Source organism: Streptomyces sp. NPDC039736, from assembly GCF_055596485.1.
On the sequence record NZ_JBVIUQ010000008.1, the window covers coordinates 44,187 to 60,407 of the forward strand.

At 72.4% G+C, this 16,221-nt stretch carries 13 protein-coding genes and 1 pseudogene; 9 read left to right on the plus strand and 5 right to left on the minus strand.

Features of this window, described 5'->3' with window-relative positions:
- Window positions 1–69 precede the first annotated feature (69 nt).
- Window positions 70–1,560 carry a ribosome biogenesis GTPase Der gene (gene der / locus ACZ56L_RS24460; protein WP_345224434.1) on the plus strand — a complete coding sequence of 497 codons (1,491 nt, stop codon included), beginning with the start codon at window positions 70–72 and terminating at the stop codon, window positions 1,558–1,560.
- Window positions 1,561–1,575: 15 nt separating this feature from the next.
- On the opposite strand, the gene ACZ56L_RS24465 is transcribed toward der, so the two are convergent.
- Together ACZ56L_RS24465 and ACZ56L_RS24470 are read right to left on the minus strand one after the other, a co-directional pair.
- Complete coding sequence (locus ACZ56L_RS24465; RefSeq protein ID WP_471066362.1) at window positions 1,576–1,962, minus strand: hypothetical protein; 387 nt, start codon at window positions 1,960–1,962, stop codon at window positions 1,576–1,578.
- Window positions 1,963–2,080: 118 nt separating this feature from the next.
- Window positions 2,081–2,863 (minus strand): hypothetical protein, encoded by a 783-nt coding sequence (locus ACZ56L_RS24470; protein ID WP_471066364.1) that lies wholly within the window; start codon window positions 2,861–2,863, stop codon window positions 2,081–2,083.
- Window positions 2,864–3,234: 371 nt separating this feature from the next.
- Between ACZ56L_RS24470 and ACZ56L_RS24475 the strand changes: the two genes are divergently transcribed.
- From ACZ56L_RS24475 to ACZ56L_RS24490, 4 genes are all read left to right on the plus strand, one after another.
- Entirely contained in the window at window positions 3,235–3,780 is a 546-nt protein-coding gene (locus ACZ56L_RS24475; protein ID WP_471066366.1) for a LysM peptidoglycan-binding domain-containing protein, read from the plus strand.
- Between the two features lie 202 nt (window positions 3,781–3,982).
- Window positions 3,983–5,254, plus strand: a complete 1,272-nt coding sequence (locus tag ACZ56L_RS24480) for a glycosyltransferase (RefSeq protein ID WP_471066368.1) — start codon at window positions 3,983–3,985, stop codon at window positions 5,252–5,254.
- Window positions 5,251–6,111: a hypothetical protein gene (locus ACZ56L_RS24485; RefSeq protein ID WP_471066370.1), complete on the plus strand. Its 861-nt coding sequence runs from the start codon at window positions 5,251–5,253 to the stop codon at window positions 6,109–6,111. Before ACZ56L_RS24480 ends, ACZ56L_RS24485 begins: the two co-directional genes overlap by 4 nt.
- A gap of 70 nt (window positions 6,112–6,181) precedes the next feature.
- Window positions 6,182–7,240 (plus strand): helix-turn-helix transcriptional regulator, encoded by a 1,059-nt coding sequence (locus ACZ56L_RS24490; RefSeq protein ID WP_401760968.1) that lies wholly within the window; start codon window positions 6,182–6,184, stop codon window positions 7,238–7,240.
- Here ACZ56L_RS24490 and ctaD read toward each other — a convergent pair.
- Window positions 7,178–8,816 (minus strand): annotated as a pseudogene (gene ctaD / locus ACZ56L_RS24495) (aa3-type cytochrome oxidase subunit I); the annotation flags it as partial. The gene ACZ56L_RS24490 and the pseudogene ctaD sit on opposite strands and share 63 nt — an antisense overlap.
- Window positions 8,817–9,196: 380 nt before the next feature.
- Here ctaD and ACZ56L_RS24500 point away from each other — a divergent pair.
- Window positions 9,197–9,412, plus strand: coding sequence for an I78 family peptidase inhibitor (locus ACZ56L_RS24500; protein ID WP_345224447.1), 216 nt, complete (start codon window positions 9,197–9,199; stop codon window positions 9,410–9,412).
- A 157-nt stretch (window positions 9,413–9,569) separates the two neighbouring features.
- Here ACZ56L_RS24500 and ACZ56L_RS24505 read toward each other — a convergent pair whose 3' ends face one another.
- Complete coding sequence (locus ACZ56L_RS24505) at window positions 9,570–10,589, minus strand: phosphatase PAP2 family protein (protein ID WP_471066372.1); 1,020 nt, start codon at window positions 10,587–10,589, stop codon at window positions 9,570–9,572.
- 526 nt (window positions 10,590–11,115) lie between these two features.
- On the opposite strand from ACZ56L_RS24505, the gene ACZ56L_RS24510 reads away from it, so the two are divergent.
- Both ACZ56L_RS24510 and ACZ56L_RS24515 read left to right on the plus strand, forming a co-directional pair.
- Window positions 11,116–12,804, plus strand: a complete 1,689-nt coding sequence (locus ACZ56L_RS24510; RefSeq protein ID WP_471066374.1) for an MFS transporter — start codon at window positions 11,116–11,118, stop codon at window positions 12,802–12,804.
- Window positions 12,805–12,941: 137 nt separating this feature from the next.
- On the plus strand, window positions 12,942–14,135 hold the full coding sequence (locus ACZ56L_RS24515; RefSeq protein ID WP_471066376.1) for an acyl-CoA dehydrogenase family protein: 1,194 nt from the start codon (window positions 12,942–12,944) through the stop codon (window positions 14,133–14,135).
- A gap of 49 nt (window positions 14,136–14,184) precedes the next feature.
- Here ACZ56L_RS24515 and ACZ56L_RS24520 read toward each other — a convergent pair whose 3' ends face one another.
- Complete coding sequence (locus tag ACZ56L_RS24520) at window positions 14,185–14,625, minus strand: cell division protein SepF (protein WP_345224457.1); 441 nt, start codon at window positions 14,623–14,625, stop codon at window positions 14,185–14,187.
- A 312-nt stretch (window positions 14,626–14,937) separates the two neighbouring features.
- Here ACZ56L_RS24520 and ACZ56L_RS24525 point away from each other — a divergent pair, with 312 nt between their 5' ends.
- The gene (locus ACZ56L_RS24525; RefSeq protein WP_401760961.1) at window positions 14,938–16,131 is read left to right on the plus strand and encodes a DUF5685 family protein; all 1,194 of its coding nucleotides are present in this window, start codon (window positions 14,938–14,940) and stop codon (window positions 16,129–16,131) included.
- The last annotated feature ends 90 nt before the right edge of the window (window positions 16,132–16,221 follow it).

Sequence of the window (16,221 nt, forward strand, 5' to 3'; positions counted from 1 at the left end):
GTGGGCGAGACTTGAGTAGTGGGCCGCGGGGAAACGCGGCCCATCGATGATGAACGAGGACAGGACTTCATGAACGACCAGAACCACTCCGGCGACGAGCACGGACCCGAGCAGGCCGTGGACCACGGTGCGCTCGGCGACGCCGAGTACGCGGAGTTCATGGAGCTCGCGGCGCAGGAGGGCTTCGACCTCGAGGACATCGAGGGCGCCCTCTCCGAGGCCGCCGCCGGGCCGCTGCCCGTGCTCGCCGTCGTCGGCCGCCCCAATGTCGGCAAGTCGACCCTGGTGAACCGCATCATCGGCCGCCGCGAGGCCGTCGTGCAGGACAAGCCCGGCGTCACCCGCGACCGCGTCTCCTACGAGGCCGAGTGGGCGGGCCGCCGCTTCAAGGTGATGGACACCGGCGGCTGGGAGCAGGACGTGCTGGGGCTCGACGCCTCGGTCGCCGCCCAGGCCGAGTACGCGATCGAGACCGCCGACGCGGTCGTCTTCGTGGTGGACTCCACCGTCGGCGCCACCGACACCGACGAGGCCGTCGTACGGCTGCTGCGCAAGGCCAAGAAGCCCGTCGTGCTGTGCGCCAACAAGGTCGACGGCCTGTCCGGCGAGGCCGACGCGACCGCCCTGTGGTCGCTGGGCCTCGGCGAGCCGCACCCGGTCTCCTCCCTGCACGGCCGCGGTACGGGCGACATGCTCGACGCCGTCCTGGAGGCGCTGCCGGAAGCACCCGCGCAGACCTTCGGCAACGGCGCCGGGCTCGGCGGCCCGCGCCGCATCGCGCTCATCGGGCGTCCGAACGTCGGCAAGTCCTCGCTGCTGAACAAGGTGGCCAAGGAGGACCGCGTCGTCGTCAACGAGCTGGCCGGCACCACCCGCGACCCGGTCGACGAGCTGATCAACCTCGGCGGCACGACCTGGAAGTTCATCGACACCGCCGGCATCCGCCGCCGTGTGCACCTCCAGGAGGGCGCGGACTACTACGCCTCGCTGCGCACCGCCGCCGCCCTGGAGAAGGCCGAGGTGGCCGTCGTACTGATCGACTCCAGCGAGTCCATCTCCGTGCAGGACCAGCGCATCGTCACGATGGCCGTCGAGGCGGGCCGTGCCCTGGTGCTCGCCTTCAACAAGTGGGACACCCTCGACGAGGAGCGCCGCTACTACCTGGAGCGCGAGATCGAGACGGAGCTCGCCCAGGTCGCCTGGGCGCCGCGCGTCAATGTCTCCGCCCTCACCGGCCGCCACATGGAGAAGCTGGTCCCGGCGATCGAGACGGCGCTGGAGGGCTGGGAGACCCGTGTTCCCACCGGCCGGCTGAACGCCTTCCTCGGTGAGCTCGTCGCCGCCCACCCGCACCCGGTCCGCGGCGGCAAGCAGCCGCGCATCCTGTTCGGGACGCAGGCGGGCGCCAAGCCGCCGCGGTTCGTGCTGTTCGCCTCGGGCTTCCTGGAGGCGGGCTACCGGCGCTTCGTGGAGCGCCGGCTGCGCGAGGAGTTCGGCTTCGAGGGAACGCCGATCCACATCTCGGTGCGGGTGCGCGAGAAGCGCGGCCGCAAGAAGTAACACCTCTGCGAGGTGCTAGTAGCCCCTGCGGGGGCCGGGCGGCAGTGCGGCGGGGAAGTGGTTCCCGCTGTGCTGCCGCCCTTGGTTGTGCTGGGTGTGCAGGTTGTGCCAGGTGCTCAGGTGCGAGGGCTGGGCCGGCTGCGGGACCGGGGCGATCCGGTGGTGGGCCGGGTAGCCGCCGTGACCGTGGTGGCCCGTTCCCAGGCCCGCGCCGAAGGCCGTGAAGCCGAGGTCCTCCTCGCCGCTGCGGTCGCCCGGCAGGGCCCGGAACGAGCGGCGGTACTCGGAGTACAGCGCGTCGTAGATCGGTGTGTACGTCGGGTGGGCCTGCGGCGTCTCCTGCGCGGGCCGCATCGAGGGGATCTGGCTCTGGTACGGGCGAGTGGGGTCGTATGAGTGCACGTACGTGCCAACGACCCCACTGCCCGACGGATGCGGGTACGCAGCGTACGGAACGGACCGGAATCGGATACGCAGCGTACGCGCGCGGCCGCGCCGGGGCCGACGCCCCGGGGTGGGCTCAGGTGCCCGCGAGCGGCATCGTCGCGGCCACCAGCCGGCCGTTCGCCGCGGCCTTGTCCAGGGCGCCGCGCAGCAGGTCCTCGCGCGGCTGCCGGCCGATGGAGCCGACCGGGGCGGCCAGCACCAGGATCTTCTGCGACTTGTTCGCGGCGGCCCGCCAGCCGTCGGTGACCTGGAGCGGGCGGTGCGCCTGCCACCAGGCGACCGGTCCGCCGCCGTTGGTCCCCGGCTGCAGCACGGCGTGCAGCTGGCCGGCGGCGAGCAGCACGGACCAGCCGGGCAGCACCTCGGGGACCGCCTTCAGGTCGGCGACCGGCGTAAAGCCCTGCTCGATGAGCAGCGGCAGGAACTCGTCGCCGTCCTGCGAGCCGGGGCGGGCGACGGCGGCCGTCGGCTCGACCACCAGGGCCGGCCGCAGCTCGCCCTCGATGAGGACGAGACCGCTGGTCACGCCGAGGACGGCCTGCTCGGGCAGGGCGTCGGGGCCCCCCGCGGAGCCGTCCTGGCTCGCGGTGATGGACCGCACCGCGCCCTGGAGCTGCTCCTCGGAGACCGGGACGACCTGGGAGGGGATGCAGGTGGCGTGCGCGAAGGCGAGGACGGCGGTCTCCTCGCCGACGAACAGCACGGTGGAGGTGGCCTCCTGCGCGGAGTCGCCGGGGGTGCGGCAGGAGGTGCAGTCGTAACTGCCGGGGGCGTTCTCGCCGGCGAGCAGCCGGTCGGCTTCTTCGTCGCCGATCTCGGCGCGTACGTCGTCGCTGACGTCGAGCATGCGCGACACGGGTGGCTCCTCGAACTGGGTGCTGGCACCGGGCGGTTCCCGGAGCGTCAAGAAGACAACGGGCGATCCGTCGCCCGGGTCACGCGGGACGGGGAACGGAATCGACTCATCCGAAGCGGGGGCGAAATCGCGGAGCGCCGGTGGGGGTGAAGGACAAATACCGATATCGGGGAATCAAGCGGGTGGCCGGATTCGGCCGTTACCCGGGGTAGAGGGCGATCGTGTGTTCCCGGGCGGCACGACCGGGGGCCGGCGTCGTGGGTGCGGGGTGCGTCCGTGCGGGTCCCGGCCGGTCGCCCGACCGGGTGGGGCCCGGCGGTCCTCCGCGCGGCACGCGCGCGCGGGGGCCTCGCGGTGGTGGGGTGGGGCGGGTGTTGACGCCTCGATTCCGTTTCCTGTCCTGCGGCGTGCTCGGCGCGCTGCTCGCCCTCTCCCCGCTGTCCGGCGCGGCCGCCGAACCGGCGCCCGACGCGAAGGGGTTCGGACCGTACGGCTGTGCCGCGAGCCAGTGGCCCTGGAGTTGCCTCGCCGAGTGCGAGAGCAGCGGCGACTGGGCGATCAACACCGGCAACGGCTACTACGGCGGCCTCCAGTTCGGGCAGCCCACCTGGAAGGAGCACGGCGGACCGGCGTACGCGCCGCGCGCCGACCTCGCCACCCGGGACGAGCAGATCAAGGTCGCCGAACGGGTGCTGGCCGTGCAGGGGTGGCGGGCCTGGCCGCAGTGCTCGCGGAAGTACCGGCTGGGCGATCGGCGCGTGCACATCGTGAAGAAGGGCGACACGCTGGCGTCGATCGCCGCCACGTACAAGGTCAAGGGCGGTCCGCAGGCCCTCCACCAGGCGAACAAGGACATGATCGGCCCGCGCCCCGACGCGCTGAACCCGGGAACCTGGCTGGTCGTCCCCGACGCCTGACCGGCCCCGCGAGGGGCGGGCGGCACGCGGGCCAGCCGCCTCGCCGGGCCCCAACTGCCGTACGCGACCCGGGGGTTCCCGCTCTGCACCAAAGCGTTCCATCTCGCCCGCGCGAGGGGGCCGGGACAGTACAGTCCCCTGCGGAAGCACGACGGCGGACACCGCGAGCGGACCGCCGCAGACCGGGGGGACGCGCCGCCTCATGCACATCTCATTCCTGCTCCACAACGCGTACGCCGTCGGCGGCACCATCCGCACCACGTTCAACCTCGCCCGCGCCCTGGCCGAGCAGCACGACGTGGAGATCACCTCCGTCTTCCGGCACCGCGACGAACCCTCCCTGGGCGCCCCGGAGGGCGTCCGCCTGGCCCATCTCGTCGACCTGCGCGGGCAGAGCCCGCAGTACGACGGCGACCACCCCGACCACCGGCTGCCCGCCCGGATCTTCCCCACCGGGGACGGCCGGCACCCCCAGTACAGCCGCCTCACCGACCGGCGGATCGGCGCGCACCTGCGGGAGCTGAAGGCCGACGTCGTCGTCGGCACCCGGCCCGGGCTCAACGTGCACCTGGCCCGGCAGGCCCGCACCGACACCGTGCGCGTCGGCCAGGAGCACCTCACCCTGGACGGCCACCGCTTCCGGCTGCGGCGCGAACTGCGCTACCGCTACGCCGCGCTGGACGCCGTCACCACCGTCACGGAGGCCGACGCCGGGTCCTACCGCGAGCTGCTGAAGCACACCGGGGTGCGCGTAGAGGTGATGGCCAACAGCGTCCCGGCCGCCCGCCTGGCGCCCAGTGACGGCACCGGCAAGTGGGTGATCGCAGCCGGGCGGATCGCCCCCGGCAAGCGGTACGACCTGCTGGTGCGCGCCTTCGCCCAGGTGATCGCCGTACGGCCGGACTGGCGGCTGCGCATCTACGGCGGCGGCGAGAGCCTTTCGGGGCTGCGCGCCCTGGTGCACGAACTGCGCCTGCACAACCACGTGCTGCTGATGGGCGTCACCGACCCGCTGGAGGCGGAGTGGCCCAAGGGGTCCCTGGCCGCCGTCACCTCCGACCTCGAAGCGTTCGGCATGACCATCGTCGAGGCGATGCGCTGCGGGCTGCCGGTCGTCTCCACGGACTGCCCGCACGGCCCGCGCGAGATCATCCGCGACGGCGTCGACGGCCGGCTGGTCCCCAGGGGAGACGCCGACGCCGTGGCCCGCGCCCTGATCGGCCTGATCGAGGACGACGGCCTGCGCCGCCGCATGGGCCGCGCCGCCCTCGTCAACGCGGCCCGCTTCGACCCCGCCCCGATCGCCGAACGGCACGCGGCGCTGTACGCCGAACTCGTCGCCCGTGGGGCCCGCACCCGCACCCGTGGCACCTTGCGCGACCTGGCGCACCGCGTGCCGGGGGCGCTGATCGACGAAGCGTTCACCCTGCGCCGCAAGGTCCTCTCCACGCTCCGGAAAGGGCGTACCGCATGAGCAGCACCCCCTCCTCCCGGCCGGTCACCGCGCAGACCGCCGTACCGGCCGCCGGCTCGCCGTGCGCCGACTGCACCGCGGACTCCGCGGGCGGCCTCACCTTCGACGTGGGCGCCGCCGCCGCACCCGACGCCGCCCTGGTGCTGCACCGGGTCGGCGGCGGCGCCCGCGACGAGGTACGGCTCCCGCTCACCCCCGTCTCCGCGGGCCGGCTGCGCGCCGTGCTGCCGAGCACCGTCGACCTCCCCGAGGGCCGCTGGGAGACCCGGGTGCACGGCGCGGGCTCCGACCTGGCGGTGCGGCCGGGGCTGCGGGACCTGCGCGCCCTGGTGGACCGCACCCCCGACCCGCGCTCCGAGGCCGTCGCCGTGCGCATCCCGTACGCCACCTCCGACGGCCGCCTCGCGGTGCGCAGTTGGCGGCGGTCGCCGCACGCCGAGGCCGGTGACATCGTTTTCGCGGACGACGGCACCGCGATCACCGTCCGGGGCCGGCTGTACGGCGCCCGGCCCGGCCCCGGCGCGGCCGTCGAGGCCCTGCTGCGCGGCGAGGGGCGCGTGCACCGCGAGCCGGTGGCGCCCGTGGCGGAGGACGGCCACGACTTCACCTTCACGCTGCCGTGCGCGGCGCTCGCCGAGGGGCGCGACGGGGCGAAGTGGGTGTGGGACCTGTGGCTGGACGCGGACGCGGCCGGGGCCGGCGGGCCGGTACGGGTGGCCCGGCTGCTGGACGACATCGCCGAGAAACAGGGCGTGTTCAGCTACCCGGCGCTGCCGGTCGGCGACGACCCCAAGACCGTGGCCTTCCCGTACTACACCCTTGACAACGACCTCGCGGTCCAGGTCAGCACCCCCTGAACCACCGGGAGGCCGTTTCCCGGGGCATCGCGGACCGTACCTGTCCGCGAACCCTGGCAGACTCCACCGCATGTTGGAGACCTCGGCCCGGCTGCTGCGTCTGCTCTCGCTGCTCCAGGCCCACCGCGAATGGACCGGACCCGGCCTGGCGGAGCGCCTCGGCGTCACCCCGCGCACCGTGCGGCGCGACGTCGACCGGCTCCGCGAACTCGGCTACCCCGTCAACGCCAGCCCCGGCACCGGCGGCGGCTACCAGCTCGGCGTGGGCGCGCGGCTGCCGCCGCTGCTGCTCGACGACGACGAGGCGGTCGCCGTCGCGGTCGGCCTGCGCACCGCGGCCGGCCAGGGCGTCGAGGGCATCGGCGAGACCTCGGTGCGCGCCCTGGCCAAGCTGGAGCAGGTCCTGCCGGAGCGGCTGCGCCGCCGGGTGGGCGCGCTCAACGCGTTCACCGTGCCCCTGCTGCCGGGGCGCCGGTCCGCCGCCGTCGACCCCGGTGTGCTCACCGAACTCGCCACCGCCTGCCGGGACTGCGAGCGGCTGCGCTTCGAGTACCGCGACCACGCGGGCAATTCCACCCGGCGCACCGTCGAGCCGCACCGCCTGGTGTGCACCGACCGCCGCTGGTACCTGGTGGCCTGGGACGTGGACCGAGCCGACTGGCGTACGTTCCGCGCCGACCGGATCACCCCCAGCCCGCCGCACGGACCGCGCTTCGAGCCCCGTGAGGCCCCGGCCGACGACCTCGCCGCGTACGTCTCGCGGGGGATCTCCACGGCGGCGTACCCGGCGACCGCCGTTCTGCGCCTGTTCGTCCCGGTGGACCGGGCGCGCGAGGCCGTGGGGCCGGAGGACGGCGTACTGGAGGCCGAAGGACCGGACACCTGCCTGCTGCGGACCGGGGCGCACTCCATGGACGTCCTGGTGATCCATGTGCTGCTGATGGGGCTGGAGTTCGAGGTGGTGGAGCCGGCGGAGCTGACGAGCCGGATCACTGCGGCCCGTGATCTCCTCGCAAACGCTCTGGATCGAGGGGAGCGGGGTCCGTCTGCGACAGCCGCTGGAGCTCGGCGATCTCCGGATGGTGCAGGTCGAACGCCGGGGACTCCGAACGGATCTTCGGCAGGGTGACGAAGTTGTGCCGGGGCGGCGGGCTGGACGTCGCCCACTCCAGCGAGCGCCCGAAGCCCCAGGGGTCGTCCAGGCCGGCCTTCGCGCCGTACTTCGCGGTCTTCCAGACGTTGTGCAGGAACGGCAGCGTGGACAGGCCCAGCAGGAACGAGCCGCCGGTGGAGAGCATGTTCAGCACGGTGAACCCGTCGGCGGCCAGGTAGTCCGCGTAACGGCGGGGCATGCCCTCCGCGCCCAGCCAGTGCTGCACCAGGAACGTGGCGTGGAAGCCGACGAACAGCGTCCAGAAGTGGATCTTGCCCAGCCGTTCGTCGAGCAGCTTGCCGGTGAACTTCGGCCACCAGAAGTAGAAGCCCGCGAACATCGCGAACACCACCGTGCCGAACACCACGTAGTGGAAGTGCGCCACGACGAAGTAGGTGTCCGTGACGTGGAAGTCCAGTGGGGGCGACGCCAGCAGCACTCCGGTCAGCCCGCCGAACAGGAAGGTGACCAGGAAGCCGACGGACCACAGCATCGGCGTCTCGAAGGACAGCGAGCCCTTGAGCATCGTGCCCGTCCAGTTGAAGAACTTCACCCCGGTCGGCACCGCGATCAGGAACGACATGAAGGAGAAGAACGGCAGCAGCACCGCGCCGGTGGCGAACATGTGGTGCGCCCACACCACCAGCGAGAGGCCGGTGATGGCCATCGTCGCGCCGATCAGCATCACGTATCCGAAGATCGGTTTCCGGGAGAAGACCGGGATGATCTCCGTGATGATGCCGAAGAAGGGCAGCGCGATGATGTAGACCTCCGGGTGGCCGAAGAACCAGAACAGGTGCTGCCAGAGCAGCGTCCCGCCGTTCTCCGGCGCGAACACCGTCGAGCCGAACCGCCGGTCCGACTCCAGCACCAGCAGGGCCGCCGCGAGCACCGGGAAGGCCACCAGGATCAGGATCGAGGTGAACAGCACGTTCCAGGTGAAGATCGGCATCCGGAACATCGTCATGCCCGGCGCGCGCATCCCGATGATGGTTGTCAGGAAGTTCACCGCGCCCAGGATCGTGCCGAAGCCGGACAGGGCGAGCCCCATGATCCACAGGTCGGCCCCCGTGCCCGGCGAGCGCGTCAGACTGCTGAGCGGGGTGTAGGACGTCCAGCCGAAGTCGGCCGGGCCGGTGGTCACGAGCAGTGACCCGAGCACGATCAGCCCGCCGAAGAGGAACAGCCAGTACGAGAACATGTTCAGCCGGGGGAACGCCACATCGGGCGAGCCGATCTGGAGCGGCATGATCGCGTTGGCGAACCCGGCGAAGGTCGGCGTCGCGAACAGCAGCAGCATGATCGTGCCGTGCATCGTGAACGCCTGGTTGTACTGCTCGTTCGACATGATCTGCATGCCCGGCCTGGCCAGCTCGGCGCGCATCAGCAGCGCCATCAGCCCGGCGACCAGGAAGAAGCCGAACGAGGTGATCAGGTAGAGGTGCCCGATCTTCTTGTGGTCGGTGGTGGTCAGCCAGTCCACGACCACCCGCCCCGGCCGCCCCTGCCGTGCCGGTGGAGCGGCAGGCGCCTGCATGGTCTCCGTACCCATCGTGCCCCCTCGCGTCAGCGGACCGGGCCCCGCCCGAGACATGATGCGCGCGCGGCCCGGGCTCCGACAGGGGGCGTACGCGACGGGATCGCCGGAGGAGGCGGTGAGTTAATACGGAATAAAGGATTCCGCGGCTTTGCCGGCACCGTGCTTATCCGCGGCCTACGCCGCTTCATAACCCCGACGGCAGCCCTGGCCTGCGGTTCGATTCTTTTTCGGACGGAATTCGAAGAAAGCGTCGAACGTCTCCATTCCCGGGCCAATGCGCGGCGAGTCGGCGGGGAATGCGCCCCATCGAGTGAAAGTGGCGCGGACAAACTTTTGTCGTGATCTTGTGACACAAGCGTGACCGGGGAGGTATCGGGCCCTACGGTGGCCCCATGGCACCTCTACCGACACCTCCCGCCCAGCCCGACGACAACCCCGACACCTATGTGGGCCTCGCCCCGGAGGACGCCGAGCGCGCCGCCGCCGAACGCGGCTGGAGCACCGTCAGGACGCTTCCGCCGGGCTCCGTCATCACCATGGAGTTCCTGCACGGGCGGCTGAACTTCGAGGCCGAGGACGGCCGCGTGACCCGCTGCTGGATCGGCTGACCCGCCCGGCGGGCCCCCTCCGGCCGGGGCGGTCGGGCAGCTGCCCGGCGGCCCTCCGTCGGCCGTCCCGGCCCCGGCGGGACGGCGAAGGCCCCGTACCGCGCGATGCGGTACGGGGCCTTCCCTGTGCGTGCGTCGGGGACGCGGGGCGGCGCGCTCAGCGCGCCGGGTGGGGGGCGTGCGCCCCGTTGCCCCCGCGGGCCTGCGGCGGCCTGCGGCTGCCCACCGGGGTGACCGGCGCGCGCTCCGGGCGGGACGTGTGCGGCCGGGGCGCGAGGTGCGCCGGGGCCGGCAGGTGCTGGGCGGGACGGGTGCTCGCGTACCGGCCGCCGCCCGCGCCCACCGCCTCGCGGGCCGCGGCGGCGTCGGAGAGGGGCCGTATCGAGGGAACCACCACCGGGGAGACCGGCTCGACCGGGCCGGGCACGGCCGGGGCGGGCGCGCGGCGCGCACGCCAGCGGTCGCGCAGCTCGAAGAGGTACGCCTCGGCGCGGCCGATCGTCGGCTCCACCCAGGGCAGCGCCAGCAGGATCAGCAGGCCCGCGGCCCAGCCGAGCAGGACGTCGCTCAGCCAGTGCGTGCCCAGGTACACCGTGGTCGCCCCGACGCTCAGGGCGACCGTCGCGGAGATCACCGACAGCCAGCGCCTGGCCCGCGGGGTGGTCGCCAGATACGCCAGGATTCCCCAGGTCACGACGGCGTTGGCGGTGTGCCCCGAAGGGAATATATCGCCGCCCAGGAACAGCTCGGCCGAGCCGATCTCGGTGGCGTAGTGCGGACCGAGCCGGCCGAGGCCCACCTTCACCGCGCCCACCGTGATGTTCAGCAGGAGCAGGGAGGCGGCCATGACCAGCAGCGGACGCAGCGTGTGCTGCCGCCAGGAGCGCCAGCCCAGCCAGGCCGCGATCATCACGGCGGTCGGACCGCGCTGGCCGAGCACCACGAAGTAGTCGAGGAACGCGTGCACCTCGGGCCACTGCTCGTACGGCCGGAAGAGCATGACCTTCCAGTCGAGCAGCACGAGCCAGGACGAGACCAGGACGAGCCAGACGATGGCGATGTAGAACGCCACCGTCGACCCGAAGAGAACCTTGCGGGTCCGGCTCATGCCGGGCACCGCAATCTCCGGGGGCTCGGGTTCCCGGTCCAGCCGGGCAAAGATTCTGTCGATACGCACCCAATCGACATTACAGCGGGTGAGTGTGGGGCCCGCCCGGTCCCGCCCCTTCGTGATGACCATGTGATGTGGGGTGCGTCTCACGGCGGAGTTCGTCACCGGCTGTTCGGGAAAGGCCAGGGGCCTTGTGCCCTATTTCCCCGGGAACCCTCCGGACGGTCTCCCGGAATCCCGGGAATTCCTCCGGATGATCATTTCGGCGGGAAATCCACCGCGCGCGACAGGCGGGGTGCGTAACGGAGGGCCACGGCGGGCACCAGCCAGGGTGCCGGGCACGGGAACCGGCCGGCGGGCGCCGCGCGTGTCCGTGCGGGGAGCGCGGAACGCACGGTGCGGCGCGCCCGCGTGGCGCATGCCACACGGGCCGGGAGGTTTCCGTGAGAGGTGGGCCACGCACCCCGGAGGCGAACTCGCGTACGCTGACGGCTCGCTCGCCCGTCGATGCCGGGCCCACCAGGACCTATCACTTCGGACAGGTCCCCGGCGGCCCGCCGAGCGCGAGGGTTTTCACTGGGAGGTTACGTACATGGCAAGGACAACCACGGCCGGCAAAGAGCTGACTGCGGGAGGTCCTTGGCGACGGCTCCTCTCCGGTGACGGGGCCAACCGCTGGGTCGTGCTCGTCGTCCTGCTGCTCAGCCTGATCCTGGTCGCGCTCGACTCGACGATCCTGCACATCGCGGTGCCCTCGGTCACCGAGGACCTGCGGCCCGGCTCCGTGGAGCTGCTGTGGATCGTCGACTCGTATCCGCTGATCTGCGCCTCGCTGCTGATCCTCTTCGGCACGCTGGGTGACCGCGTCGGACGACGGCGCATCCTGATGATCGGTTACGCGCTGTTCACCGTCGCCTCCGCGATGGCGGCCCTCGCGCAGACCCCGGAGCTGCTCATCACGGCCCGCGCCCTGCTCGGCGTCGGCGGCGCGATGATCATGCCCGCGACGCTCTCCATCGTCCGCGCGGTCTTCCCCGACCGGCGCGAGCGCTCCATGGCGATCGGCATCTGGTCCGCGGTCACCGGCATCGGCGCGGCCGCGGGACCCGTGCTCGGCGGCTTCCTGGTCGAGAACTTCTGGTGGGGCTCGGTCTTCCTGATCAACATCCCGCTGATGCTCGTGATCATCCCGCTGGGCCGTCTGCTGCTGCCGGAGTCCAAGGGCAGCGGCGAGGGCCCGTGGGACGTGGTCGGCGCGCTGATGGCCTCCGCCGGCGTCCTCGGCGTGGTGTACGGGGTCAAGCGCGCGGGCAGCGGCGATCCGACGCTGGACGTCCTGACGCTCGGCCCGCTGCTGGCCGGCGCAGTCCTGCTGGTGCTCTTCGTGCGCCGCCAGCGGCGCCGGACGCATCCGCTCATCGACATGAAGCTGTTCTCCCGCGCGCCCTTCACCACCTCGGTGGGCTGCATCGTGCTGGGCATGCTGGCGCTGGTCGGCCTGGAGCTGATCGCGGTCCAGTACCTCCAGCTCGTGCTGCACCTGAGCCCGCTGGAGACCGGTATGCGGCTGCTGCCGCTGACCTTCGCCGCGATGGTGGCGGGCGGTCTCGGCTCCTACGTCCTGCAGCGGGTCGGACCCCGGGCGATGGTCGCCTTCGGGTTCACGCTCACCGCCGCCTCCGTCACGCTGCTGACGATGATGGGCCAGGAGGACCGGCCCTGGCTGCTGGCCGGCGGGTTCGTCCTGCTCGGCTTCGGCCTCCAGGCCACGCTGTTCGGATCGTACGAGTCCATGCTCAGCGAGGCCCCCGCCGACGCGGCGGGCGGGGCGGCGGCCATCGGCGAGACCGCCTACCAGCTCGGCGCGGGCATGGGCATCGCCCTGCTCGGCAGCGTCATGAACGCCGCGTACGCCCCCGGGCTCAAGCACGTCGAGGGCGTCGCGGCGGCCGACTCCCGGTACGCGTCGAACTCGCTCGGCGAGGCGTACGAGGTGGCCAAGGAGATCGGCGGCGCGGCCGGCAAGGCGCTGTACGACGCGGCCCGGGTCGCCTTCGTGCACGGACTGCACGTCACCCTGCTGACCAGCGCGGGCCTGCTCCTGGTCGGCGCGGTCGCCGCGCTGAAGCTGCCCCGCGGCATGGACCAGACGGACAGGGACGCCGACACGGACGCCGAGGACGCCCCCGCGTCGGGTGCCGTTCACTCCCTGAAGAAGTCCGGCTCCGCCACGCTGCCCGCGGCCCGGGAGCCCGCCGAGGCGACGGCCGGCCGGGACTGACCCGGCCGGAAGGATGCGGGGCCGCTCTGGACGAGCCGGGCCGCCGACCCGTACCTTCTCCCCGGAGCTTTGACCAACACCGCTGGTCGAGGCCGCTGTGAGCCATCGCAGTCCATCAGAGCCGCCGGAGGGCACCGATGTCCGCACGTCCCGCGAAGCTGCCGCCGTTCGACCCCGCCGACCCGCTCGGCATCGACGACCTGCTCGGCCCCGAGGACCTCGCGATCCGGGACACGGTCCGCGACTGGGCCGCCGACCGCGTCTTGCCGCACGTCGCCGGCTGGTACGAGCGCGGCGAGCTCCCCGTCATCCGCGACCTCGCCCGCGAACTCGGCTCCCTCGGCGCGCTCGGCATGTCCCTGACCGGCTACGGCTGCGCGGGTTCCACCGCCGTCCAGTACGGCCTGGCCTGCCTGGAGCTGGAGGCCGCGGACTCCGGCATCCGCTCCCTGGTCTCCGTGCAGGGCTCGCTCGCCATGTACGCGATCTGGAAGTACGGCTCCGAGGAGCAGAAGCAGCGCTGGCTGCCGGCCATGGCGTCCGGCGACACCATCGGCTGCTTCGGCCTCACCGAGCCCGACCACGGCTCCGACCCGGCGGGCATGCGGACGTACGCGAAGAAGGACGGCACCGACTGGGTGCTGACCGGCCGCAAGACGTGGATCACCAACGGCTCCGTCGCCGGGGTCGCCGTCGTCTGGGCGCAGACCGACGAGGGCATCCGCGGCTTCGTCGTCCCCACCGGCGCCCCCGGCTTCTCCGCGCCCGAGATCCACCACAAGTGGTCGCTGCGGGCGTCGGTCACCAGCGAACTGGTCATGGACGAGGTGCGGCTGCCCGCCGACGCGGTGCTGCCCGGGGTCACCGGTCTCAAGGGCCCGCTGAGCTGTCTCAGCCACGCGCGGTACGGCATCGTCTGGGGCTCGATGGGGGCGGCGCGTGCCAGCTTCGACGCGGCTCTCGACTACGCGAGGACCCGCGAGCAGTTCGGCAGGCCGATCGGCGGCTTCCAGCTCACCCAGGCCAAACTCGCGGACATGGCGGTCGAGCTGCACAAGGGCGTCCTGCTCGCCCACCACCTGGGGCTGCGCATGGACGCCGGGACGCTGCGCCCGGAACAGGTCAGCTTCGGCAAGCTGAACAACGTACGGGAGGCGATCGAGATCTGCCGGACCAGCCGGACGATCCTCGGCGCCAACGGGATCTCCCTCGAATACCCCGTGATGCGGCACGCCACCAACCTGGAATCGGTGCTCACCTACGAGGGCACCGTGGAGATGCACCAGCTCGTGCTGGGCAAGGCGCTCACCGGGCTCGACGCGTTCCGGTGAGCGGGCCCTGCACGGACCCGGCCGGACCGGGTGCCGGTGAGCGCCCTGCTCAGCTCTGGTTGAAGAAGCCGCCGGTCTGCCGGCCGGCGGACTCGCCGCTCACGATGGACGTGTCGGCGGGGGTCAGCAGGAACACTCTGGTGGCCACGCGCTCGATGGAGCCGCGCAGGCCGAAGGTCAGGCCCGCCGCGAAGTCCACGACGCGCTTGGCGTCGCCGGGCTCCATGGCGGTCAGGTTCACGATCACCGGGACGCCTTCCCGGAACAGCTCGCCGATGCCGCGGGCGTCGCGGAAGCCGTCGGGGGAGACGGTCGCGATGCGGCGGCCGGTGTCCTCGGCCTTCTCGGAGACGACACGGACCCGGGGATCCGTGACCCAGGGCTCGGGCGTCTCGTTGTTCCCCTCGGCGTACTCGTCGTCGTAGTAGCGGTCGTCGTCGTTGTCCTCGACGAGTCCGAGCCAGGCACTCGCCTTGCGCACCGATCCCATGAACGCCTCCTTTCACCGCGGTCTGCTTGTGTTCCGCTCCCCCTATGGTCGTCCATCATGCGGATTGCGCGCCAAGTGGATAGTCGGCGCGCAGGGTTTTCGTGACGGTACTGGTGCAGAAGTTGTGGTGATTTACCGGGGTTCTCTCGTTGCGGGGGCCGCCGGGAGAGTGTAAATCCCACCATCGGGCCAGACGGGTGAGCAGGGACACGCGCGGGTGAACATACGCCGTCGGTACGATCCCTGACGGACGGTTCACTACGTGTCCGGCGGCCCGTCGGCCCAGGCCGGACCGCTTTACGGGGGCGCGGAATGTTCGGCATCGTCAGGCCATGCACACATCGGCTCAGCGAGGGGCTCAAGACGGAGTGGATGGCGCACCTGTGCGGTCTCTGTCTGGCGCTCCGCAGTGACCACGGCCAGTTCTCACGGGTCGTCACCAACTACGACGGCCTGATCGTCTCGGTCCTGACGGAGGCTCAGTCGGTACGGTCCACTGACTGGCGGCGCACGGCCGGCCCCTGTCCGCTGCGGGCGATGCGCACCGCTCCGGTCGCACAGGGGGAGGGGGCGCGGCTCGCCGCCGCCGTCTCGCTGGTGCTGGCGTCCGCGAAGATACGCGACCACGTCGCCGACCGGGACGGGCTGTTGGGCCGCAGGCCGGTGGCGCTCGCCGCCCGCCGGGTGGCGAGGGGCTGGGACCGGGCCGGGGCCAGGATCGGCGGCTCGCTCGGTTTCGACACGGCGGTACTGGTCGACGCCGTCGACCGGCAGACCGGCATCGAGGCCGTCGCCGGGGCCGGTACGCCGCTGCTCTTCGTCACCGAGCCGACGGAGACGGCCACGGCCGCCGCCTTCGCGCACACCGCCGTCCTGGCCGGGCGGCCCGGGAACGCGGCCCCCCTCGCCGAGGCCGGACGCCTCTTCGGGCGGCTCGCGCACCTGCTGGACGCCGTGGAGGACAAGGCGGCCGACGACGCGTCGGGCGCCTGGAACCCGCTGACCGCGACCGGCACCTCCCTCGCCGAGGCGCGCCGGCTGTGCGACGACGCGGTGCACGGAGTGCGCCTGGCGCTGCGCGAGGCCGAGTTCGTCGACGGCAAGCTGGTGCACGTACTGCTGGCGCACGAACTCCAGCAGTCGGTGCACCGGGCGTTCGGCACCACCGCGTGCGGACCCGCCGGACACGGTCCCGCGGTGCTCGACGCGCACGGCAACCCGTACGCCCCGCCCGGCGGCCCGCAGGCGCCGGGCGTGCCGGGGGAGCCCGGCGGGCCGACCCCGCCGCCCGAGCCGCCGCGCGGTCCGCGGGGGCTGCTGGCCGGGTGCATGGTGGCGATCGGGCTGTTCTGCACCTGCCAGGTGTGCTGTGCGGACGAGTTCGAGGGGCCGTGGTCGCGGCGGAGGCGCGAAGGATGCGGCGGCAACTGCGACTGCTCGTGCTGTGACTGCTGTGAAGGGTGCAGTTGTTGCGAGGGCTGTGAGTGCTGCGACTGCAGCTGCTGACGCCGGAAAAACGAGGGGGGCGCGCAGCGGAGAAGCGGGAGGCGTGTGCGCCCGGTCGGCGTCGGTGGCCGGTGGGCGGCGGACAGTGGC

What these genes read in the sequence shown, in the direction of transcription:
- der (WP_345224434.1), top strand. Translation starts at nt 70, where the DNA reads ATGAACGACCAGAACCACTCCGGCGACGAGCACGGACCCGAGCAGGCC.
- ACZ56L_RS24480 (WP_471066368.1), top strand. Translation starts at nt 3,983, where the DNA reads ATGCACATCTCATTCCTGCTCCACAACGCGTACGCCGTCGGCGGCACC.
- ACZ56L_RS24485 (WP_471066370.1), top strand. Translation starts at nt 5,251, where the DNA reads ATGAGCAGCACCCCCTCCTCCCGGCCGGTCACCGCGCAGACCGCCGTA.
- ACZ56L_RS24490 (WP_401760968.1), top strand. Translation starts at nt 6,182, where the DNA reads ATGTTGGAGACCTCGGCCCGGCTGCTGCGTCTGCTCTCGCTGCTCCAG.
- ACZ56L_RS24500 (WP_345224447.1), top strand. Translation starts at nt 9,197, where the DNA reads ATGGCACCTCTACCGACACCTCCCGCCCAGCCCGACGACAACCCCGAC.
- ACZ56L_RS24510 (WP_471066374.1), top strand. Translation starts at nt 11,116, where the DNA reads ATGGCAAGGACAACCACGGCCGGCAAAGAGCTGACTGCGGGAGGTCCT.
- ACZ56L_RS24515 (WP_471066376.1), top strand. Translation starts at nt 12,942, where the DNA reads ATGTCCGCACGTCCCGCGAAGCTGCCGCCGTTCGACCCCGCCGACCCG.
- ACZ56L_RS24520 (WP_345224457.1), bottom strand. Translation starts at nt 14,625, where the DNA reads ATGGGATCGGTGCGCAAGGCGAGTGCCTGGCTCGGACTCGTCGAGGAC.
- ACZ56L_RS24525 (WP_401760961.1), top strand. Translation starts at nt 14,938, where the DNA reads ATGTTCGGCATCGTCAGGCCATGCACACATCGGCTCAGCGAGGGGCTC.